This window comes from Pseudomonas cannabina (assembly GCF_900100365.1).
Classification (GTDB): Bacteria; Pseudomonadota; Gammaproteobacteria; order Pseudomonadales; family Pseudomonadaceae; genus Aquipseudomonas; species Aquipseudomonas cannabina.
The window spans coordinates 442885-465125 of the sequence record NZ_FNKU01000001.1; the positions used below are offsets into that span (position 1 = coordinate 442885).

General features: G+C 58.4%; 19 protein-coding genes and 1 pseudogene. 16 read left to right on the forward strand and 4 right to left on the reverse strand.

Annotated elements, in window-relative coordinates:
• The first annotated feature begins 141 nt into the window (after nucleotides 1–141).
• From BLT55_RS02120 to purT, 5 genes are all read left to right on the forward strand, one after another.
• Complete coding sequence (locus BLT55_RS02120; protein ID WP_007250083.1) at nucleotides 142–753, forward strand: CoA pyrophosphatase; 612 nt, start codon at nucleotides 142–144, stop codon at nucleotides 751–753.
• 40 nt (nucleotides 754–793) lie between these two features.
• Entirely contained in the window at nucleotides 794–1318 is a 525-nt protein-coding gene (locus tag BLT55_RS02125) for a gamma carbonic anhydrase family protein (RefSeq protein ID WP_055000972.1), read from the forward strand.
• Nucleotides 1318–1536 carry a DUF1289 domain-containing protein gene (locus tag BLT55_RS02130; protein ID WP_055000971.1) on the forward strand — a complete coding sequence of 73 codons (219 nt, stop codon included), beginning with the start codon at nucleotides 1318–1320 and terminating at the stop codon, nucleotides 1534–1536. Before BLT55_RS02125 ends, BLT55_RS02130 begins: the two co-directional genes overlap by 1 nt.
• 283 nt (nucleotides 1537–1819) lie before the next feature.
• Entirely contained in the window at nucleotides 1820–2287 is a 468-nt protein-coding gene (locus BLT55_RS02140; RefSeq protein ID WP_054080051.1) for a VUT family protein, read from the forward strand.
• A 102-nt stretch (nucleotides 2288–2389) separates the two neighbouring features.
• Nucleotides 2390–3571 carry a formate-dependent phosphoribosylglycinamide formyltransferase gene (purT, locus tag BLT55_RS02145; RefSeq protein WP_055001989.1) on the forward strand — a complete coding sequence of 394 codons (1182 nt, stop codon included), beginning with the start codon at nucleotides 2390–2392 and terminating at the stop codon, nucleotides 3569–3571.
• 95 nt (nucleotides 3572–3666) lie between these two features.
• On the opposite strand, the gene BLT55_RS02150 is transcribed toward purT, so the two are convergent.
• The 3 genes and pseudogenes from BLT55_RS02150 to BLT55_RS02160 form a co-directional block, all read right to left on the reverse strand.
• The gene (locus tag BLT55_RS02150) at nucleotides 3667–4977 is read right to left on the reverse strand and encodes an MFS transporter (protein WP_055001990.1); all 1311 of its coding nucleotides are present in this window, start codon (nucleotides 4975–4977) and stop codon (nucleotides 3667–3669) included.
• Nucleotides 4978–5112: 135 nt separating this feature from the next.
• Nucleotides 5113–6360, reverse strand: a pseudogene (locus BLT55_RS02155) (transporter associated domain-containing protein).
• Between the two features lie 12 nt (nucleotides 6361–6372).
• Nucleotides 6373–7185: a cytochrome C assembly family protein gene (locus tag BLT55_RS02160; RefSeq protein WP_054087263.1), complete on the reverse strand. Its 813-nt coding sequence runs from the start codon at nucleotides 7183–7185 to the stop codon at nucleotides 6373–6375.
• Between the two features lie 213 nt (nucleotides 7186–7398).
• Here BLT55_RS02160 and ffh point away from each other — a divergent pair, with 213 nt between their 5' ends.
• The 5 genes from ffh to rplS all read left to right on the forward strand — a co-directional run bounded on the left by ffh (nucleotide 7399) and on the right by rplS (nucleotide 10978).
• A complete protein-coding gene (ffh, locus tag BLT55_RS02165) occupies nucleotides 7399–8775 on the forward strand; it encodes a signal recognition particle protein (protein WP_055001991.1) in 1377 nt (458 codons plus the stop codon).
• A gap of 247 nt (nucleotides 8776–9022) precedes the next feature.
• Nucleotides 9023–9280: a 30S ribosomal protein S16 gene (gene rpsP / locus BLT55_RS02170; protein WP_002552521.1), complete on the forward strand. Its 258-nt coding sequence runs from the start codon at nucleotides 9023–9025 to the stop codon at nucleotides 9278–9280.
• 5 nt (nucleotides 9281–9285) lie between these two features.
• Nucleotides 9286–9825 carry a ribosome maturation factor RimM gene (rimM, locus tag BLT55_RS02175; RefSeq protein WP_055001992.1) on the forward strand — a complete coding sequence of 180 codons (540 nt, stop codon included), beginning with the start codon at nucleotides 9286–9288 and terminating at the stop codon, nucleotides 9823–9825.
• A gap of 5 nt (nucleotides 9826–9830) precedes the next feature.
• Nucleotides 9831–10583 (forward strand): tRNA (guanosine(37)-N1)-methyltransferase TrmD, encoded by a 753-nt coding sequence (gene trmD, locus BLT55_RS02180; RefSeq protein WP_002552523.1) that lies wholly within the window; start codon nucleotides 9831–9833, stop codon nucleotides 10581–10583.
• Between the two features lie 44 nt (nucleotides 10584–10627).
• Complete coding sequence (gene rplS, locus BLT55_RS02185) at nucleotides 10628–10978, forward strand: 50S ribosomal protein L19 (RefSeq protein ID WP_002552524.1); 351 nt, start codon at nucleotides 10628–10630, stop codon at nucleotides 10976–10978.
• A gap of 133 nt (nucleotides 10979–11111) precedes the next feature.
• Here rplS and BLT55_RS02190 read toward each other — a convergent pair whose 3' ends face one another.
• Nucleotides 11112–12536, reverse strand: coding sequence for an IS1182-like element ISPsy6 family transposase (locus tag BLT55_RS02190; protein WP_055001182.1), 1425 nt, complete (start codon nucleotides 12534–12536; stop codon nucleotides 11112–11114).
• A 152-nt stretch (nucleotides 12537–12688) separates the two neighbouring features.
• Between BLT55_RS02190 and xerD the strand changes: the two genes are divergently transcribed.
• The 6 genes from xerD to BLT55_RS02225 all read left to right on the forward strand — a co-directional run bounded on the left by xerD (nucleotide 12689) and on the right by BLT55_RS02225 (nucleotide 22195).
• Entirely contained in the window at nucleotides 12689–13585 is an 897-nt protein-coding gene (gene xerD, locus BLT55_RS02195; protein WP_055000538.1) for a site-specific tyrosine recombinase XerD, read from the forward strand.
• A 148-nt stretch (nucleotides 13586–13733) separates the two neighbouring features.
• Nucleotides 13734–14474: a hypothetical protein gene (locus tag BLT55_RS02200; protein WP_104442758.1), complete on the forward strand. Its 741-nt coding sequence runs from the start codon at nucleotides 13734–13736 to the stop codon at nucleotides 14472–14474.
• A gap of 260 nt (nucleotides 14475–14734) precedes the next feature.
• Complete coding sequence (dsbC, locus tag BLT55_RS02210) at nucleotides 14735–15475, forward strand: bifunctional protein-disulfide isomerase/oxidoreductase DsbC (RefSeq protein ID WP_007250094.1); 741 nt, start codon at nucleotides 14735–14737, stop codon at nucleotides 15473–15475.
• A 136-nt stretch (nucleotides 15476–15611) separates the two neighbouring features.
• Nucleotides 15612–16916: a homoserine dehydrogenase gene (locus BLT55_RS02215; protein ID WP_055000441.1), complete on the forward strand. Its 1305-nt coding sequence runs from the start codon at nucleotides 15612–15614 to the stop codon at nucleotides 16914–16916.
• A 119-nt stretch (nucleotides 16917–17035) separates the two neighbouring features.
• The gene (gene thrC, locus BLT55_RS02220; RefSeq protein WP_055000440.1) at nucleotides 17036–18445 is read left to right on the forward strand and encodes a threonine synthase; all 1410 of its coding nucleotides are present in this window, start codon (nucleotides 17036–17038) and stop codon (nucleotides 18443–18445) included.
• Nucleotides 18446–18619: 174 nt separating this feature from the next.
• A complete protein-coding gene (locus BLT55_RS02225; protein ID WP_055000439.1) occupies nucleotides 18620–22195 on the forward strand; it encodes an ATP-binding protein in 3576 nt (1191 codons plus the stop codon).
• Nucleotides 22196–22241: the final 46 nt, after the last annotated feature.

The window sequence follows — 22241 nt, forward strand, 5'->3', positions numbered from 1 at the left end:
ATTGTGAACGCAGGCGCTATCTTGGCCTGTCGCGCGGCGGCTCGGCAACCCTTCGGATGGTATGAGTTGTCCTCGCAAGGGGTTGGGCGCGACGTTGCTTTTAGTGCATGATGCCAGACAGGCAACAGATCGAGATTTCCCATGCTGGATGAGCTACTTCGCCGTGTAGTCAGTCATACGCCAGAGCCCTTCGACTCGGATCGACAATTCCCCGAGGCCGCCGTGCTGGTGCCTGTCACGCGCAGCGAGCAACCCGAGCTGATCCTCACCCTGCGTGCCAGCGGGTTGTCCACGCATGGCGGTGAAGTGGCGTTCCCTGGTGGTCGCCGCGACCCTGGCGATCCTGATCTGATTTTCACCGCCTTGCGCGAAGCCGAAGAGGAAATCGGCCTGCCGCCGGGGCTGGTCGAAATCATCGGTCCACTGAGCCCGTTGATTTCCAAACACGGCATCAAGGTCACGCCTTATGTAGGGGTTATTCCGGATTTCGTCGAATATCGGCCCAATGATGGCGAGATTGCAGCCGTGTTCAGCGTTCCGTTGGAGTTCTTTCGTCAGGACACCCGAGAACACACCCACCGCATCGATTACGAAGGGCGCAGCTGGTACGTACCCAGCTACCGTTATGGCGAATACAAAATCTGGGGGTTGACCGCGATCATGATCGTCGAGCTGGTCAACGTGCTGTACGACACCCGCATCAGCTTGCATCACCCGCCGGAGCGTTCGACGATCCGAGCGGTCCGTCCATGACTTTTCGCATCAACGAGCACGACCAGCCTGAGGAATCTGCATGAAATACCGCCTGGGGGACTCCCGCGTCCACACCGACCCGCAGAGCTGGGTCGCGCCCAATGCGCTGCTGATCGGCAAGGTCAGGCTGGAGGCGGGTGCCAGTGTCTGGTTCAACGCCGTGCTGCGTGGCGATAACGAATTGATCCATATCGGTGAAAACAGCAACGTGCAGGACGGCACGGTGATGCATACCGACATGGGCTCACCGCTGGAAATCGGCCGGGGCGTAACCATTGGGCACAACGCCATGTTGCACGGTTGCAGCGTCGATGATTACAGCCTGATCGGTATCAACGCGGTCATTCTCAATGGCGCGAAGGTCGGAAAATACTGCATCATCGGCGCCAATTCGCTGATTGGAGAGGGCAAGGTCATTCCCGACGGCTCGCTGGTGATGGGCTCGCCCGGCAAAGTGGTTCGCGAACTGACTGACGTGCAGAAGAAAATGCTCGAAGCCAGCGCTGCCCATTACGTACACAACGCCCAGCGCTATGCCCGCGAGCTGGCCGTACAGGAAGATTGATGAGCACCGATTCCGTTGTTGAAAAGCCGGTTCGTTCGCCATGCGTCAGCATTTGCGCGCTGGATGAGCAGGACGTCTGCACCGGGTGCCAGCGCACCGTGAGCGAAATCACCCGGTGGGGCCGGATGAGCAATGACGAGCGCCGTGCCGTTCTGGTGCTGTGCGACGAGCGCGCAAGGACCAGTGGCCTGATGTGGACGGTGGGCGGGTCACGCTGATGTCCGCGAACTGCGTTAATGTGGGAGCGGACCGGGCGTCACTTCGCTTGTCCGCGAACTGCCGGGAACCGGCAGCAAAGCCTGCCACCTCGGTTCACCAGGCACAACCGAGGCAGCAGGTTTCAGGCCTGCTTCGCAGCCCATCGCAGCCGTCGTAACCTCCTGAAGCTCCCACGCCCTCCGGGCAGAAGCGCACTTTACGGGGTCACTTCAGAGCGCCGGCACGATAGTTGAGACTCGTTGAGCTATCATTGCCACCCTTTTCCCAAACGCGTAACCCGTCATGCTTTTTCTGATCGCCTACATCGGCAGCGTCGTGCTGATCAATTTCGCGTTTTCCAGCGCGCCGCATCTGGACGTCATCTGGTCGGCGTGGGGCGGGTTGGTGTTCGTGTTGCGCGATATGGTGCAGATCCGTTTCGGGCATGGCGCGATTCTCGCCATGCTGATGGCGCTGGTCCTGTCCTACGTCACCAGCGACCCCACCATTGCATTGGCCAGCGCCACGGCGTTCGCGGTGTCCGAGTGCATAGACTGGCTGGTCTTCAGCATCACCAGGCGCCCGCTGCGCGACCGGTTGTGGATCAGCTCGGCGCTGAGCATTCCGCTGGACACCTTTATCTTTTTCGGCATGATCGATGCTCTGACGCCACCGGTCGTGCTGACCGCGCTGGCCTCCAAGTTCGCCGGAGTCACCATGGTCTGGATGATCATGGCCTGGCGTGCCCGCAACAGTGCCTGCCCCGGGTGAGCCCCGTTTGCCCGGTCTTCGTGGTAAATTGCGCGCCTTTCTCCACAGTGGTTGCTCGCACGACGCGAGCGGCGCTTGATATCTGCCTCACGAGGACCTGAGATGACTCAAATCGGAACTCCACTGTCGCCTACCGCGACGCGCGTACTGTTCTGCGGCAGCGGCGAATTGGGCAAGGAAGTCGTGATCGAGCTGCAGCGCCTCGGCGTTGAAGTGATCGCTGTTGACCGTTACGAGAATGCGCCCGCCATGCAGGTCGCGCATCGTAGCCATGTCGTCAACATGCTCGACGGTGCCGCACTGCGCGCCGTGATCGAGGCCGAAAAGCCGCATTTCATCGTCCCGGAAATCGAAGCCATCGCCACCGCGACGCTGGTTGAACTCGAGGCCGAAGGCTTCACGGTGATCCCGACCGCGCGCGCCGCGCAGTTGACCATGAACCGCGAAGGCATCCGCCGTCTGGCGGCCGAAGAGCTGAAGCTGCCGACCTCGCCGTACCACTTTGCCGACACCTTCGAGGCCTACAGCAAAGCAGTCGAAGACCTCGGTTTTCCGTGCGTGGTGAAACCGGTCATGAGTTCTTCGGGTAAAGGCCAGAGCCTGCTCAAGAGCAACGACGACGTCCAGAAAGCCTGGGATTACGCTCAAGAAGGCGGACGTGCCGGCAAGGGGCGTGTGATCGTCGAGGGTTTCATCGACTTCGATTACGAAATTACCCTGCTGACCGTGCGACATATCGGCGGCACTACCTTTTGCGCGCCGGTCGGCCATCGTCAGGAGAAGGGCGATTATCAGGAATCCTGGCAGCCACAAGCCATGAGTCCGGCGGCCCTGGCCGAGTCCGAGCGTGTCGCCAAGGCGGTAACCGAGGCGCTGGGTGGTCGTGGAATGTTTGGTGTCGAGCTGTTCATCAAGGGTGATCAGGTGTGGTTCAGCGAAGTTTCACCACGCCCGCATGACACGGGTCTGGTCACTCTGATTTCTCAGGATTTGTCGCAGTTCGCCCTGCACGCGCGTGCGATTCTGGGCTTGCCGATCCCGTTGATTCGCCAGTTCGGCCCGTCTGCATCGGCTGTGGTTCTGGTCGAAGGCCAGTCTAAACAGACCGCGTTTGCCAACCTCGGCGCTGCATTGGCCGAGCCTGACACCGCACTGCGCCTGTTCGGCAAGCCGGAAGTCAACGGCCAGCGCCGCATGGGCGTTGCGCTGGCCCGCGACGAATCCATCGACGCTGCGCGGGCCAAGGCGACTAGGGCATCGCAGGCCGTCAACGTCAAGCTGTAGGCTTGAGTAACAAGTCTCAAGCTGCAAGCTTCAAGAAAGAGCGCCACGCTTCTTCTTGCAGCTTGCAGCTTGCAGCTTGCAGCTTGCAGCTCAGTTCATAGCTCCTTGCCTTTCGTTTCCTTCAAGCTCAACACCGCCAGCACGCTGATCAGCGCCGCTGCTGATACATACCCGCCGACCCAGCTCAAGCCGCCCATCGCCACCAGTTTCTGGGCGAAGAAGGGTGCCACCGAAGCGCCAACGATTCCGCCCAGATTGTAGGCTGCTGAAGCGCCGGTATAGCGTACCTGCGTTGGGAACAGTTCTGGCAGCAGTGCGCCCATCGGTGCGAAAGTAATGCCCATCAGAAACAGCTCGATGCACAAGAACAGCGCCACCGCCCATGTGCTGCCATGGGTCAGCAACGGTTCCATGGTGAAACCCGAGAGAATCGCCAGCACGCCGCCGACAATCAACACCGGCTTGCGCCCGAAGCGGTCGCTTGCCAAGGCCGCGAACGGCGTGGCGGCGGCCATGAACAGCACCGCGAAGCACAGCAGCCCCAGGAAGGTCTCACGAGTGTAACCCAGTGTGGACACGCCATAGCTCAGTGAAAAGACTGTCGAGATATAGAACAGCGCGTAGCAGACCACCATCGACGCCGCACCGAGCAGCATGGGCTTCCAGTGCTGGCTGAAGGTTTCAACGATGGGCAGGCTGACACGCTCGTGGCGCGCCATGGGCTTGGCGAACACTGGGGTTTCTTCCAGTTTCAGGCGTACGTACAGGCCAACCATGACCAGCGCCGCGCTGAGCAGAAACGGGATTCGCCAGCCCCAGGCGCGGAATTGTTCGTCATCGAGGGTCATTGCCAAGGCCAGAAACAGCCCGTTGGCCGCCAGAAAGCCGATAGAGGGGCCCAGTTGCGGAAACATGCCGTACCAGGCACGCTTGCCCTTGGGCGCATTCTCGGTCGCCAGCAAAGCCGCGCCGCCCCATTCGCCGCCCAGACCAAGGCCCTGACCGAAACGCAGGACACACAGCAGAATCGGTGCCCACGCGCCAATCGTGGCGTAACCGGGCAACACGCCGATCAGCGTGGTGCAGACACCCATCAGCAGTAACGAAGCCACAAGCGTCGACTTGCGTCCGATCCGGTCGCCGAAGTGGCCGAACAGCGCCGACCCCAGCGGGCGGGCGAGAAAGGCGATGCCGAAGGTCAGAAACGACGACAGCATCTGTGCCGTGCCTGAGGTCTGCGGGAAAAACACCGGGCCGATCACCAGTGCTGCGGCGGTGGCGTAAACGTAGAAATCGTAGAACTCGATGGCAGTGCCGATGAAGCTGGCGGTGGCCACGCGGGTGGCCGAGTTCACCGGTTTTTCGGGCGCCTCGTTATCTACAGCAGAGAGAGGGGTGCTGGTCATGCGGATTCCCTGACAGTCATTTCGCCGGTCAGCGTTATACGCGCCCGGCGAGCGATCATTATTGTGATTGTGGGTGCTGCGCCGAGAAGAGTAACTCGAATGGGCGGACAGGCAATGGTAACGACGGGATCGGATCTATTTGAAGGTCTGGACCAGTGTGTGATGCCACATGGCTACACGGGTGACGCGGTTTTCCTCCGTCTCCAGAATCTCCAGCCGGTAAGGCCCGATCTTCAGACAGACCGCAGCTTCCGGGATGGTTTCCAGGGCTTCGGTGACCAGGCCATTGAGGGTCTTCGGCCCGTCGCAGGGCAAGTGCCAGCCCAGGCTCTTGTTCAGTTCGCGGATAGAGGCAGCCCCTTCCACCTCAAGACGGCCGTCTTCCTGGCGTTTGACGTGAGGATTGTCCAGTTTCTGCTCGTGTTCGAACTCGCCGACGATTTCTTCGAGGATGTCTTCCAGGGTCACGATCCCCAGCACTTCGCCATATTCATCGACCACCACCCCCAAACGCCGCTGCTGCTTGTGAAAGTTCAGCAGTTGCAATTGCAGCGGAGTGCTTTCCGGGACGAAATAAGGCTCGTAGCAAACCGCCAGTAATTGCTCTTTGGTCAGGGTTGCCTTGGGCAGCAGATGGCTGATATCGCGAGTGTTGATGATGCCTTGCACCTGATTGATATCGTTGTGATAGACCGGCAGGCGCGTGTGACGGGAAATGATCAGGCGCTCGATGATCAGCTCGATGGAGTCGTCGAGGTTGACGCCATCCACTTCATTGCGCGGGATCAGGATGTCATTGACGGTGATGCTGTCCAGCGCGCGTATGCCCGACAGCACGTTGGTGCGCGGGTTGTGTTCCTGAACGATTTAATTTCTGGCGGGCTTCTGCGTGTCGTCTTCGAAGTCCTGATCCTGCTGCGGCACGTGACGCGACAGGAAAGGCCGCAGCAGGGTCTTGGCGATCAGGTTGAAGATATAGGCCAATGGCCAGACGATCTTCATCGGGATACGCAAAACCCCGTTACCCAGCATCAGCGTCGAGACAGGATGGCGGCTTGCCAGGCGACGCGGGACGTATTCGGCAAACACCAGCATGACGCTGACAGTGCCCAGCCAGGCCACGGTCGGGCCGTTATAGAACCAGTAACTTGCGGCGCTCAGGGTGGTGATGACTGTGATCAGCACCCTGATCAGCGTATTGACGAGGATCAGGCTGTTCAGGTTGAACGCCAGATCAGGCAGTGCCGCGGCATTTTCAGGACGGCTGGCGGCGCGCATCGTTTTCAGCTGATGGTGCGCGGCCTCGACGGCGGTCAGCAGGCTGGCCCAGAGAATCAGCAGGGTCAGGACACCAAGCAGCGGGCCAATGGGCAGATTATCCATGATCAGAGCCCGTCAGATGTGCAGAATGAATTCACGGACCAGCTTGCTGCCGAAGTAGGCCAGCATCAGCAGGCAGAAACCGCCCAGCGTCCAGCGAATGGCCTTGTGCCCGCGCCAGCCGAGACGGTTGCGTCCCCACAGCAACACACTGAATACCACCCACGCCAGACAGGCCAGCAAGGTCTTGTGCGCCAGATGCTGAGCGAACAGGTTTTCAACGAACAACCAGCCCGAAATCAGCGACAGCGACAGCAGTATCCAGCCCGCCCAGAGGAAGCCGAACAGCAGGCTCTCCATGGTTTGCAGCGGCGGGAAGTTCTTGATCAGCCCGGAAGGGTGCTTGTGCTTGAGCCGGTAGTCCTGCAACAGCAGCAGCAAGGCCTGAAACGCGGCGATGGTGAACATGCCGTAAGCCAGCAGTGACAGCAGTATGTGGCTGAGGATGCCCGGCTCTTCCTGAATCGGCTGCACCGTGCCGCTGGGCGCGAACTGCGCCAGCAGCACGGTGACCATGCCGAGCGGGAACAACAGCACCAGCAGGTTTTCCACCGGAATGCGTGAGATGGCGATCAGGGTCACGGCAATCACCGACGCGGCGATCAGGCTGGCCGAGTTGAAAAAGTCCAGGCCAAGGCCGGCAGGGCGCGCCAGTTGAGAGTAAAGACCGATGGCGTGCGCGATGACAGCCAGCGCGCCGAGCAGGCAAAGCAGCCGTTTGTCGGGCCTGGCGGTCTGGCTCAGGCGCAAGCCCTGATAGACGGTCGCAGCGGCATAAATGATGGCGGCGGCGAGGCTGGGAAGCAGGCTGGGTGGCAAAGGGGACATAGATCCTGATGGACGGGCCTGAAAAGACGCCGAGTTTCGCATAGAACAGGCGAATCACGAAAGACCACAGAAGCAGTATGCGTGGTGTCCGTGCGGCAGAGTCTTCGCTATAATCCGCGACCTGCTCACGCCGCAGGCTCGCCGAGCACTATTTCTGCATTACGGGCCGGGCCGCATCAACCGGGGTTCGACGAGAGCCTGAAAGGATCGCGCATGTTTGAAAATCTGACTGACCGCCTCTCGCAGACGCTGCGCCATGTTACCGGCAAGGCCAAGCTGAACGAGGACAACATCAAGGATACCCTGCGCGAAGTGCGTATGGCGCTGCTTGAAGCCGACGTCGCCTTGCCGGTGGTTAAGGACTTCGTCAACAGCGTCAAGGAGCGTGCGGTCGGCACCGAGGTGTCGCGCAGTCTGACGCCGGGCCAGGCGTTCGTGAAGATCGTCCAGGCCGAACTCGAAAGCCTGATGGGCGCCGCCAACGAAGATCTGGTGCTCAACGTCACGCCGCCGGCCGTCATCCTCATGGCGGGTCTGCAGGGTGCGGGCAAGACCACCACGGCAGGCAAGCTGGCGTGCTTCCTCAAAGAGCGCAAGAAGAAAACCGTGATGGTGGTGTCGGTCGACGTATACCGTCCCGCCGCTATCAAGCAGCTCGAAACGCTGGCCAACGACATCGGTGTCACCTTCTTTGCCTCCGATATCAGCCAGAAGCCGGTCGAGATCGCTCAGGCTGCTATTAAAGAAGCGAAACTCAAGTTCATTGACGTCGTCATCGTCGATACCGCCGGTCGCCTGCACGTCGACGTCGAGATGATGGGCGAGATCCAGGCGCTGCACGCCGCGGTCAAACCGGCTGAAACGCTGTTCGTGGTCGATGCCATGACCGGCCAGGATGCCGCCAACACCGCCAAGGCCTTTGGTGACGCGTTGCCACTGACCGGCGTGATTCTTACCAAGGTCGACGGTGATGCACGAGGGGGGGGCGCCCTGTCGGTGCGCGCAATCACCGGCAAGCCGATCAAGTTCATCGGTATGGGCGAGAAGAGCGAGGCGCTGGAGCCGTTCCACCCCGACCGTATCGCTTCGCGAATTCTCGGCATGGGCGACGTGCTCAGCCTGATCGAGCAGGCCGAACAGACCCTCGACAAGGACAAGGCCGACAAGCTCGCGAAAAAGCTCAAGAAGGGCAAGGGCTTCGACCTCGAAGACTTCCGCGATCAATTGCAGCAGATGAAGAACATGGGCGGCCTTGGCGGCCTGATGGACAAACTGCCGAGCATCGGTGGCGTCAATCTGTCGCAAATGGGCAATGCCCAAGGCGCCGCTGAAAAGCAGTTCAAGCAGATGGAAGCCATCATCAACTCGATGACGCCGGCCGAGCGTCGCGATCCGGATCTGGTCAGTGGCTCGCGCAAGCGCCGTATCGCCATGGGCTCGGGTACGCAGGTTCAGGATATCGGGCGTCTGATCAAGCAGCACAAACAGATGCAGAAGATGATGAAGAAGTTCTCCGCCAAGGGCGGAATGGCGAAAATGATGCGTGGCATGGGTGGAATGTTCCCCGGCGGCGGCATGCCGAAAATGTAATTGAGTCGCGTGCAAAGCACTTTGCACGCGTTCATATCGGGGGGTGACCCCCGGCCAGCCCGCGTTATGCGGGCTTTTACCTGCTGTCACACCGACAGCTTCTTGGCAAATCTGGAAGGCATGCCGATAGGCGCCGGAAAAAGACATTTGCAAAAGTCGGGATATTCCTTAGAATATGCGGCCTTTCGGGCACCTATGCCCGCTGTGCATCTTAGATTTGCAGCACCGACTACAGGAACGATGTTCAATGCTAACCATCCGTCTTGCCCTTGGCGGCTCCAAAAAGCGCCCGTTTTACCACCTGACTGTAACCGACAGCCGTAATGCTCGTGACGGTTCCCACAAGGAACAGGTTGGTTTCTTCAACCCGGTTGCCCGTGGTCAGGAAATCCGTTTGTCCGTTAACGAAGAACGCGTCAACTACTGGTTGAGCGTTGGTGCACAAACTTCCGAGCGCGTTGCCCAGCTGCTCAAAGAGCACAACAAGACCAAGGCCGCGGCCTGAGTCTTATGAACGCGACGCCTGCATCTGCCGACGATCTGATCGTCATTGGCAAGATTTACTCGGTTCATGGCGTTCGCGGCGAAGTGAAGGTTTATTCCTTTACTGATCCGATTGGAAATCTGTTGGACTACAAAACCTGGACGCTTCGGCGCGAAGGCAGCGTTGAGAAACAGGTGGAGCTGGTCAGTGGACGCTTGCAGAGCAAGTTCCTGGTCACGAAGCTCAAAGGTCTCGACGATCGTGAGGAAGCCCGTCTTCTCTCCGGCTACGACATCTGTGTGCCGCGTAACCTGTTCCCTGATCTGGACGATGGCGAGTACTACTGGTACCAGCTTGAAGGCCTCAAGGTCATTGATCAACTCGGGCAACTGCTCGGGAAAATCGATCACCTGCTCGGAACCGGTTCGAACGATGTAATGGTTGTAAAGCCCTGCGCGGGCAGCCTTGATGATCGCGAACGCCTGTTGCCCTATACGGAGCAATGCGTGTTGGCAGTCGACATGGGTGCTGGCGAGATGAAGGTGGATTGGGACGCGGATTTCTGAATGCCATGGCCAGCCTGCGCATAGAAGTCATCAGTCTGTTTCCCGAGATGTTTTCCGCCATCAGCGAATACGGCATAACCAGCCGTGCGGTGAAACAAGGGCTGTTACAGCTGACTTGTTGGAATCCGCGGGATTACACCACTGATCGCCATCACACTGTGGATGATCGCCCATTTGGCGGTGGTCCGGGCATGGTGATGAAGATCAAGCCCCTCGAAGATGCTCTGGTTCAGGCCAGGCAAGCGGCAGGGGATGCGGCGAAGGTGATTTACCTGTCGCCACAAGGCCGCCAGCTGAATCAGTCTGCGGTACGCGAACTGGCGCAGGAGGAAGCGATTATCCTCATCGCCGGTCGTTATGAAGGCATTGACGAGCGTTTTATTGATGCTCATGTCGATGAAGAGTGGTCGATTGGTGACTATGTTCTTTCCGGTGGCGAGCTGCCGGCGATGGTCCTGATTGACGCGGTTACGCGGCTGCTGCCTGGAGCTTTAGGGCATGTGGACTCCGCGGAGGAAGATTCCTTCACGGACGGTCTGCTGGATTGCCCGCATTACACCCGACCTGAGGTGTATGCGGATCAGCGTGTTCCCGACGTGTTGCTTAGTGGCAATCACGCGCACATCCGGCGTTGGCGTTTACAGCAGTCCCTTGGGCGGACCTATGAACGACGCGCTGATCTTCTGGAAAGCCGCTCGCTTTCTGGAGAAGAGAAGAAGCTGCTGGCGGAATACATCCGCGAGCGGGACGATAGTTAACGTATCGATGGTCGATCCAGACGGATTACCTTAGGAGCACCAGCATGACTAACAAAATCATTCTTGCCCTCGAAGCAGAGCAGATGACCAAAGAGATCCCTACCTTTGCACCGGGCGACACCATTGTCGTTCAGGTAAAAGTGAAGGAAGGCGACCGCGCTCGTCTGCAAGCATTCGAAGGCGTTGTCATTGCCAAGCGTAACCGTGGCGTGAACAGTGCGTTCACTGTTCGTAAAATCTCCAACGGTGTTGGCGTTGAGCGTACCTTCCAGACTTACAGCCCGCAAATCGACAGCATGGCTGTGAAACGTCGCGGTGACGTTCGCAAGGCCAAACTGTACTACCTGCGTGACCTGTCCGGTAAAGCAGCTCGCATCAAGGAAAAACTGTCCTGATACAGTTTTTCGATGCATAAAAAAGGCAGCCTAAGCAGACTGTGTGAAAACACACTGATGAAGGCCCAAGCAAACGCCCCGACTTGTTCGGGGCGTTTTTTTTGTATTGGCAGCAGACGAAAAAAATGTCCGCTCAGCCCATCAAAGCCATCAGATGGCGCACACCGAGCACTTTAATCGCTCGTTTCAGGTTATAGGCATTCACCGCCAAGGCCATTTCAGCTTTTGTACCCTCCAGTTGTCGCAGCAAGAAACGGCCATTACCAAATAGCCATTGCTTGAGGTTGCCGAAGGGGTGCTCAACGATGGATCTTCGGTTGGCCATCATCTCAGGATGCGCCTGCATTCTTTGCTCCATCCGCTCGAAAGCCTCTTCATGGGCATGTCGTGAGACATAACGGCGCCGGGCTCGAGTGCATTGCGTTTTCAGCGCGCAGTTGGCGCAGTCATCGACCTCAGCCTGATAGATCCGATCACCTTTGTTGTGCTGTTTTAGCGTTAACCATTTGCCTGCCGGACACTGGAAACGATCGTGTCCGGTCTCATAGATAAAGTCTTTTCGCTCAAAGAGCTGCTCTTCCTGACTGCCAGGGTTTTTCGAACGATTGGGCGGTACATAGGCCGTAATCGAAGCATCCTCGCAGGCCTGAAACTGCTTGCCATTGGAGTAGCCGGCATCGGCAGTGACCGTCAGATCATCTTGCTGTAACTCTGCTTTGGCGGCCTTGGCCATCGGCTCCAGTTGCTTTCGGTCATCGCCATCTTGGGTGACCTCATGATGCAAAATCAGGCAATGCTCGGCGTCCACGACGGTTTGCACGTTGTAGGCCACACGTGGCCCTTTGGCCGTGCGCATCATTCGGGCATCGCTTTCATGGGTGTTGAACTGCTCGATGCCCATCGAACGCATCAGTGCCTGGCAACTCTGATTATCCTGTTGTCGAGCCTCAAGCTGTGCCAGGGCTACCTTGATTGCGCTGCGATCAATTGAATCTGTGGTTTCAGCCTTGTCGGCCTCATCCAGCTCGGCCAGATACTGAGCGATGCGCTTATCCAGTTTTTCTTCCTGGCGCTTGAGCTGCTTCAAATTCACATGACGCCGTGAGGATGCGACCGCCTGAAACTTGCTGCCGTCGATGGCCACCAACTCACCGGCGATCAAGCCTGCCGTGCGACAAAACCGAACGAAAGCACGGCAGGTCGCGATGAAGGCGGGTTTATTGTTCTTGCGAAAATCGGCGATGGTCTTGAAGTCGGGCTTGAGCCGGTTGATCAGCCACATCACTTCGATGTTGCGCTGACACTCGGCTTCAAGACGTCGCGATGAGCGAATCCGCTGAAAATAGCCGTAGAGGTAGAGTTTTAGCTGATCGGCGGGATCATAAGCAGGGCGCCCCGTGCTTTTTGGAATCGCTTTATCGAAGCCCAGTTGCACCAGATCGAGCCTGGCAACGTACAGGTCAATGACACGAACGAGGTGATCCTCGGGGATCAACTCTTCCAGCGAGACCGGGAATAGGCTGGTCTGGCTGCGGGACTCACCTTGGATGTAGGCCATAACGAAAAATGCTCTGTATCTTTCGATACGGAGCATTTTCTTTGAGCGCTGCGCAGATTGCTAGGTTTTCACACAGTCTGTCAGGGCTGCCTTTTTGCTGTCTGCTGTTTGATGATTCGCTCCTGTCGTATCTCCACACGTAAAGAGTAAAAATGGCTGCCATCGACCACCCGCTGATTGACCAGTTTCTCGACGCGCTCTGGCTCGAAAAGGGCCTATCCGACAACACCCGCGATTCCTACCGCAGCGACCTGGCGCTGTTCAACGGCTGGCTACAGGAGCGCAACGTCGATCTGCCCAGCGCCGTGCGCGAAGTGATCCTCGATCACCTTGCGTGGCGCGTTGAAAATGGCTACAAACCTCGTTCTACCGCGCGTTTTCTGTCCGGCGCCCGTGGCTTCTATCGCTACCTGCTGCGTGAAAAGCTGATTGCCGTCGATCCCACCCTGCAGATCGATATGCCTCAGCTGGGCAAGCCGTTGCCCAAGTCACTCTCCGAAGCCGACGTCGAAGCGCTGCTGGCAGCACCCGACCTGAGTGAGCCCATCGGCGAGCGTGACCGTGCCATGCTTGAAGTGCTGTATGCGTGCGGCCTGCGCGTGACCGAACTGATCAGCCTGACACTGGAACAGGTCAACCTGCGCCAGGGCGTACTTCGGGTGATGGGCAAAGGCAGCAAGGAACGGCTGGTGCCCATGGGCGAAGAGGCCATCGTCTGGGTCGAACGCTACCTGCGTGGTGCCCGCGACGAGTTGTTGGGCGGCAAGCCCAGCGACGTGCTGTTCCCCAGCACCCGCGGCGATCAGATGACCCGCCAGACCTTCTGGCACCGTATCAAGCACCAGGCGACCGTTGCCGGCATCGGCAAATCCCTGTCACCGCATACCCTGCGTCACGCCTTCGCCACCCATCTGCTCAATCATGGCGCCGATTTACGTGTGGTGCAGATGTTGCTGGGGCATAGCGATCTTTCCACGACCCAGATCTACACCCATGTGGCGCGTGCGCGGTTGCAGGAGATGCATGCGAAGCATCACCCGCGGGGCTAGTTACTTTGCGGTATCAGACTATAGGTCAGATGATGCGCTTTTCATCGGCGATTATTGCCAATAATTCTTGCGGTAAATAGATAGTTTTTATTTGTTTGGCTATCCTTGGTATGAGGTTTTTTAAAATTAACTATCAAGGATGATTGATATGTCTTACGATCAGAAAGAGCGTTCGTTTTTGGCGACACTTGATTTAGATGATGGTACCGTGCTGGCCTTTTCCAAAATTGTTAACAAAGGGGCCAGCGTTGAGGCGCACGATGAGCTTTGTGCAAATACAATGGAGAAAGATTCGTTAAAGGTCTTTTTTTTCGCAGGAGATAACGGTGATTATCTTTTGCTATTTAAAGGTGCTTTTCATCATCAGGATCCCGGTTCGGAGGGGCGCCTCGGCAGTGATGATGACGTGTTTAGTCTTGAAAACGGCGATGATTGGCTTTATTTCGAAGATGGTTATTCGAACAGCGAGGAAGATAAGTCGGCTCCTAAGTCCTCAGAAAAAGTTGTGCCTGCGCCTGATTTTCTTGAGAAACCTGCGCCTGTTTACATAGGCGTAAATGCTCAGGGTTGGGTTACAAGAACAACAAATCCAGGTATTGCCTATATTGCTCAGATATCTGGCAGGCAAGGTGAAGCCTTTTCTATCGATAAGGATGAGCAGCGTGTCTATTTAAGATCTTGCAGAAGTAAGAATTTTATGCAGACTTATAAGCGCGAGGATTTTTCCGGTGGTAAGTGGTTTGCATATATGACCGATTGTGATGGCAAGGATGCGCTGTTAAAGTTGACGATTATTGAGCGCTATAAGGAGGCGCTGATTTATTCGATTTTTCGTCCCTGCAACGCTCTGGAGGCCTTGATTTATCTGGGGGCAACAGCTGGGTTTTAGAATAAATCAGCGTCTCCATAACGCAGACGGTTCGGTCAAAATGTAGAGCGTAAGTGAAGCGTTCGCTGTCAATGGGGGCTGCAAAGGCCCCCATTCCGATCTGCGCAGGAAAAATCTGCAATCCATCCGGGAAACATCCCTATTGACGACGGCCTGTCGGCCCCGCGAGCCTTCTGTGATAGGCTTTGCCGGTTTCGCAGATCAAGGCTGGACCCCTGTTTTTCGCAGTCGTCCGTCTGTCCGCCGTCATAGGAGTTTTCATGCGTTTGTCTCAGATTTTCGCTGCCGCCGCTGTCATGCTGGCCGGCACCTTCAGTATGTTTGCCGTGGCGGATGCCGCTCCCGATCAAGCCATTCGCAAGACGCTGGATTCGCTCCAGCTGGAACTGCCGGTCGAGAGCATTTCGCCGAGCCCGATGAATGGCCTTTACGAGGTCAAGCTCAAGGGTGGCCGTGTGCTGTATGCCAGCGCTGACGGCCAGTTCGTGGTGCAGGGTTACCTGTTTCAGGTGCAGAACGGCAAGCCGGTCAACCTGACCGAGAAGACCGAGCGTCTGGCCATTTCCAAGACCATCAATGCCATTCCGCTGACCGATATGGTGGTGTACCCGGCCGTCGGTGAAACCAAGTCGCACATCACGGTGTTCACCGACACCACCTGCCCGTACTGCCATAAGCTGCATGAAGAAGTCGCTCAATTGAACAAGATGGGGGTCGAGGTTCGTTACATGGCCTTCCCGCGTCAGGGGCTCGGTTCTCCGGGTGACGAGCAGTTACAGGCCGTCTGGTGTTCCAAGGACCGCAAAAGTGCCATGGATCGCATGGTCGATGGCAAGGACATCAAGGCTGCCAAATGCGACAATCCGGTCAGCAAGCAATATGAAATCGGCCAGTCGATCGGCGTGAACGGTACGCCGGCGATCGTTCTGGCTGATGGTCAGGTGATTCCGGGCTACCAGCCTGCTGCTCAGGTTGCCAAGCTGGCAATGGGCGCCAAATAACCCTGCGTCGTCAAAGCTGCCTCATGAGCATGGGGCGCACGCTTTTCGGCGCTTCGTCAGATTTGTAGTCGTGTGGCAACATGCGGCGGTTTTTCACAGCCGGCTCAGGTTCGGCTGTTTTTCGGGGAGTTCATCAGTGAAACCGGTCAAAGTAGGCATATGTGGGCTGGGTACTGTCGGTGGCGGTACTTTCAACGTACTTCAACGTAACGCCGAGGAGATTGCCCGCCGTGCCGGGCGTGGAATCGAAGTGGCGCAAATTGCAGTTCGTACACCAAACCCCAACTGCCAGATTGGCAGTACGCCTACCACCAGCGATGTGTTCGCCGTTGCGACCAACCCTGAAATCGATATTGTGGCCGAATTGATCGGCGGCTACACCCTTGCCCGTGAACTGGTCCTCAAGGCCATTGAAAACGGCAAGCACGTGGTCACCGCCAACAAGGCGCTGATCGCTGTGCATGGCAACGAGATTTTCGCCAAAGCGCGCGAGAAGGGCGTCATCGTGGCGTTCGAAGCCGCGGTTGCGGGCGGTATTCCGGTCATCAAGGCCATTCGCGAAGGTCTGTCGGCAAACCGCATCAATTGGGTCGCCGGCATCATCAACGGTACTGGCAACTTCATCCTCACCGAAATGCGCGAGAAGGGCCGCACGTTCCCGGATGTACTGGCTGAAGCCCAGGCGCTGGGTTACGCCGAGGCCGACCCGACGTTCGACGTTGAAGGTATCGACGCGGCGCACAAGCTGACCATTCTGGCTTCCATCGCGTTCGGCATTCCGTTGCAGTTCGACAAGGCCTACACCGAAGGCATCACCAAACTGACCACAGCAGACGTGAACTACGCCGAAGCGTTGGGTTACCGCATCAAGCACCTGGGTGTGGCGCGTAGCACCGCTCAAGGCATTGAATTGCGTGTGCACCCGACGCTGATCCCGGCTGATCGTCTGATTGCCAACGTCAATGGCGTGATGAACGCGGTCATGGTCAACGGCGATGCCTCCGGTTCGACACTGTTCTACGGTGCCGGCGCAGGTATGGAGCCGACCGCGTCGTCGGTCGTGGCCGATCTGGTGGATGTGGTGCGTGCGATGACCTCCGACCCGGAAAATCGCGTGCCTCATCTGGCCTTCCAGCCTGATTTGTTGTCCGCTCACCCGATCCTGCCAATCGAAGCCTGTGAAAGCGCCTACTATCTGCGTATTCAGGCCAAGGATCATCCGGGCGTGCTGGCTCAGGTGGCGAGCATTCTGTCCGAGCGCGGCATAAACATCGAATCGATCATGCAAAAGGAAGTCGAAGAACACGATGGTCTGGTGCCAATGATCCTGCTGACGCATCGCGTTCTGGAACAACGCATCAATGATGCCATCCAGGCGCTGGAAGCGTTGCAGGATGTGGTGGGCCCGGTAGTCCGTATTCGCGTCGAACATCTTAATTAAGAAGGCAGCGGCAAGCGGTCAGCTACAAGCTACAAGCTACAAGCCACACGTCAGTCGTGCAGCTTTCATCTTGCAGCTTGCAGCTTGTAACTTGCAGCTCAAACCGAAGGTTTGATCCCATGCGCTATATCAGTACTCGCGGGCAAGCGCCTGCATTGAATTTCGAAGACGTGCTGTTGACTGGTCTTGCCAGCGATGGTGGCCTCTATGTGCCGGAAAACCTGCCGCGTTTCACTCAGGAAGAAATTGCCTCCTGGGCCGGCTTGCCGTATCACGAACTGGCTTTCCGGGTGATGCGCCCGTTCGTGACCGGCAGCATCACGGATGCCGATTTCAAGAAGATTCTCGAAGAAACCTACGGCGTGTTTGCTCACAGCGCTGTTGCGCCACTGCGTCAGCTCAACGGCAACGAGTGGGTGCTTGAACTGTTCCACGGCCCGACCCTGGCATTCAAGGATTTCGCCCTGCAATTGCTCGGTCGCCTGCTGGACTACGTGCTGGCCAAGCGTGGCGAGCGCGTGGTGATAATCGGCGCCACCTCGGGCGACACTGGTTCTGCGGCGATCGAAGGCTGCCGCCGTTGCGACAATGTCGACATCTTCATTCTGCACCCGAACAATCGCGTGTCGGATGTTCAGCGTCGGCAGATGACCACCATCTTCGGCGATAACATCCACAACATCGCAGTAGAAGGCAACTTCGACGATTGCCAGGAGATGGTCAAAGCCAGCTTCGCCGACCAGAGCTTTCTCAAGGGCACGCGTCTGGTCGCCGTCAACTCGATCAACTGGGCGCGAATCATGGCCCAGATCGTTTACTACTTCCATGCGGCGCTGCAACTGGGCGGTCCGGCGCGTTCGGTGTCGTTCTCGGTGCCCACCGGTAACTTCGGCGATATCTTCGCCGGTTACCTGGCGCGCAACATGGGCTTGCCGATCAATCAGTTGATCGTCGCCACCAACCGCAACGACATCCTGCACCGCTTCATGAGCGGCAATCAGTACGTCAAGGAAACCCTGCACGCCACGCTGTCGCCGTCCATGGACATCATGGTGTCGTCTAATTTCGAGCGTCTGTTATTCGATATGCACGGGCGCAATGGCGCGGCAATCGCCGGGCTGATGAGCAACTTCAGGCAGGGTGGCGGGTTCAGTGTCGAGGAAGAGCGCTGGACCGAAGTCCGCAAGCTGTTCGACTCGCTGGCGGTCAGCGATGAGCAGACCTGCGAAACCATCACTGATGTGTTCACCGGGACCGGGGAGTTGCTGGACCCGCACACCGCGATCGGCGTCAAGGCTGCGCGTGAGTGCCGTCGCAGCCTGGATACGCCCATGGTGATTCTGGGAACGGCGCACCCGGTCAAGTTTCCCGAGGCAGTGGAGAAGGCCGGTGTAGGAAAAGCGCTAGAGCTACCTGCACATTTGTCTGATTTGTTCGAGCGCGACGAACGCTGCACCGTACTGCCAAATGACCTGAAAGCCATACAGGCCTTTGTCAGCCAGCATGGAAACCGCGGCAAACCGCTCTGATAGAAGCGTTGTGTAACAACTTAAGGCCCGCCATCTGGCGGGTCTTCCTGTTTCTACGTGCCAAACTTCTCGGGTTTTTCGGCCCATAGAGAAGAGTCAGTCGTTGTGAAGCAAGCACGTATACAGAGCGTCGTCAGGAAGACTGGCAAAACAGCAAGGGACCGCGCCTGTCGCATGGTATGGGGGCTGCTGGCTCTGTTTTTCGCTCCCTCCGTCAATGCCGCGCAAAGTTTACCGTTTACCCTGACCGCGCCTTTCGTGGCGTCTGACGACCTCGTCATCGAGCCGCAGGACCGGCAATGGCTCGATCAGCACAAGGTCATTCGGGTCGGTATTGCCATCGCTGATTACGAACCGATCGACATCACCAGCGACCGCAACCGTTATCAAGGTATCAGCGCCGATTACCTGGGGCTGGTCAGTGACCAGCTGAATATCCCGATGCAGGTCACCGGGTTTGCCAAACGTGAAGAGGCCATCGAGGCGTTGCGTGCGGGCAAGCTTGATCTGCTGACCAGTGCCAACGGCTTTGAGCGAGGCGTGAAGGGGCTGGCGTTCTCCTCGGAGTACATGCCTGACCGTTCGGTGGTGGTCGGCCGTGGCAACGATCTCAGTCCGTCGGCAAGCCTGGCCGGCAAGAAAGTGGTCCTGCTGGACGGTTATGCCGATTCGGAGGTTGTTCACCGCACGTACCCGGACAGCGAGATCGTCATTGCGCCGAACCTTTACAGCGCCCTTGAGGCCTTGAACCATGGCGAAGTGGACGTCTTTATCGGTAACGAAGTGATCGTTCGGTCGTACACGGCCCTGCGGCCTTATCTGGGGTTGCAGATCAAGTTCGAAAGCCGTTTGCCGCCCGTAGGATTTGCGTTTGCAGTACGCCAGGACGAGCAGCGCCTGCTTGCGTTGATCGACCGTGCGCTGGACGGCATCGCGCCATCGGTCGGCCGTGAAGTGCTGGGCCGCTGGACGCTGGGGCTGGGTGCAGATGTCGAGGGGCAACGGATTCGCCTGACCGGCGTGGAGCGGCTCTGGTTGCTCAAACATCCCAGCGTGATCGTTTCCACCACGCAGCATCCGCCGTACATCTACAAGGACCAGAACGGTCATTGGGTGGGCCTCAATGTTGATGTGCTGGCGCGTATCTCGCGCATGACCGGCTTGCAGTTCATCCATCGGGAAGTGCCTTCCACGCAGCAGAGCATCGAAGTGCTTCGCGCGGGTCAGGCGGACATGAATACCACGCTGGCGGAAAATGCAGAGCGTCGACGGTTTCTGGACTTTACCTATTCGTTCGGCGGCAACAGTTGGGTGTTCGTGGTGCGCTCTGACGACTCGGCGCAGCTCTCCCTCGACAGCCTGGCCGGTAAGGTCCTGGCGCTGCCCGCCCGGCATGCGCTCGAAGACCTGATCAGGCTCGAGCACCCATTGATTCAACTGCGCTCGGTGGACACCTATGATCAAGGGCGTGCATTGGTCGAAAGCGGCGTTGCCGATGCGACCATTCAGAATGAGGCAGGCGCCTACCTGTATCCGTCGGGACAGTTGAAAGTGGCGCGCAGTGTCGATGGCAAGTGGTCACCGGACCGTTTTTCGGTGATCAAGACCCAGCCCGAGCTGCTGGGTATTCTCAACAAGGCGCTGGAAGAGTTTCCGGTCGCCGAGTTGCGCTCGATCCGCTTGAAATGGCTGGGCTCGACGCTGCCCCAACCCTCGCTCTGGGGGCGAATTCCGCAGTGGGTGTTCTGGGTCGTGGCGCTGGCGTTGCTGACCGGGCTGGTGTCGCTGGCCTGGAGTAGCCGCCTCAAGGTGCAGATTCTTCAGCGGCGCAAGGCAGAACGGCTGCTCAACGATCAACTGGCTTTCAAACGCGCGCTGCTCGATGGCATCCCCAACCCTATCTACGTGCGAGATCTCAAGGGCCGAATGATTTCCTGCAACAGTGCCTACGAGCAGAGTCTGGGCATCAGTTTCGAACAGATGAACGGCCGACGCCTGACGGATGTCGATCTCATCCCGCGTCAACTGGCCGAGCAGATGCATGCCGATTACCTCACGTTGCTGGAACGTCACCAGCCGGCCTTTAGCGATCGCACGATTCAATTGTCCGGCAAGCGCATGGAGGTCTGGCAGTGGACGGTTCCGTTCTTCGGTGCCGATGGGCAATTGCAGGGCTTGCTGGGCGGCTGGGTCGACATCACCGAGCGCAAGCTGCTGGAACAGCAACTCGTGGCCGCCCGGCATCAGGCCGATCAGGCCAGTCAGGCAAAAAGCGCTTTTCTGGCCAGCATGAGCCACGAAATCCGCACGCCGATGGGGGCGATCATCGGGCTGCTGGAACTGGAATGCGCGCAGGCGGCGCGCCAGGGCCATACGCCTTCCGAAGGCTTGCAGGTGGCGCACCGCTCGGCCCGCGAGCTGGTTGCGCTGATCGGTGAAAGCCTTGATCTGGCCAGAATCGAAGCGGGCGGCTTGCAATTGTCACTGGCTGCGACGTCACTTCGCGAGCTTGCCGAGGAGGTTATTCAGCTGTTCTCGGCTCAGGCGCAGGAAAAGGGCCTGGAGCTGCGTCTGGATGTTAGCGAACAGGTGGAAGGCGACTACTGGCTGGACCCGCTGAGGTTGCGTCAGGTTCTGCATAACCTGCTCGGCAACGCCTTGAAGTTCACCCGCCAGGGAGGGGTCGTCCTCAGAGTGGAGGGCGCTGATGAGCCCATCGATGCATCGCGTGTGCGGATCAGCGTCGAAGACAGCGGGGCAGGCATCGAGCCGGAGCGTCAGCAACAGATATTTCAACCCTTCACCCAGGCCAGCGACGACACGGCCGCGCGCTATGGCGGCAGCGGGCTTGGGCTCAGTATCACGCGGCAACTGGTCGAACTGATGCAGGGAGACATCAGACTGCACAGCGAGCCGGGCAAGGGCACGCGGATCACCCTCGACCTGCCGTTGGCCAGGGTCAGCGAGCCGCTGTTGGCTGTCGATGAACCCCCGCAGCCGGCACTCGACACGCGCAGTCTGCACCTGCTGGTGGTCGATGACATGTCGGCCAATCGGTTGGTATTGAGCCGGCAACTCGAGTTTCTGGGCCATCGGGTCGTGTCTGCGGACGGTGGTGAGGAAGCACTGGCGATCTGGCGCGAGGCGAAGTTCGATGCGGTCATTACCGATTGCAACATGCCTGGCATCAGCGGCTATGCGTTGACCGAGGCGATACGCCAGATCGAGGCGAAAGAGCTGCGTCAGCGTTGCCCGGTGATTGGCTGTACCGCCAACGCCATGACTGACGAGGCTGCGCGCTGCGAGCAGTCAGGCATGGACGGACTGCTGATCAAGCCGCTGTCGCTGGCGCGTCTGGCACAGGAACTGGCGGACGTGGTGCGCGAGCAGACGTTCGACATGGGCGCGCTGCACCGTATGACCCGTGCCAGCCCCGAGCAGATGCAGCGATTGCTGAGCGAACTGTGGAAAAACCTGTTGCATGAGCATTCACTGCTTGAGCCCGCGGTGGCGGCGCTGGACTGGAGCACCCTGAGCGCGTCGCTGCATCGTCTCAAGGGCGCGGCCAGTCTGGTTGACGCCATGCCACTGGCCAGTGCCTGTGCTGCGCTTGACCGGCATGTCAGGCAAAAATACGAGGCAGGCGTGCCGGAGTGCTGGTCAGCGCTTGAAAAAACGATCACCTGCCTGCGCGCTGACATCGAGGCGCAGTTGCTTGAAGTGCCCGATGTCGCGGTAACAAAGAGTTGAGCGGTAGGCCACAAGTCCTGCAATCGCCGGCGTGTTCTCGACGTGT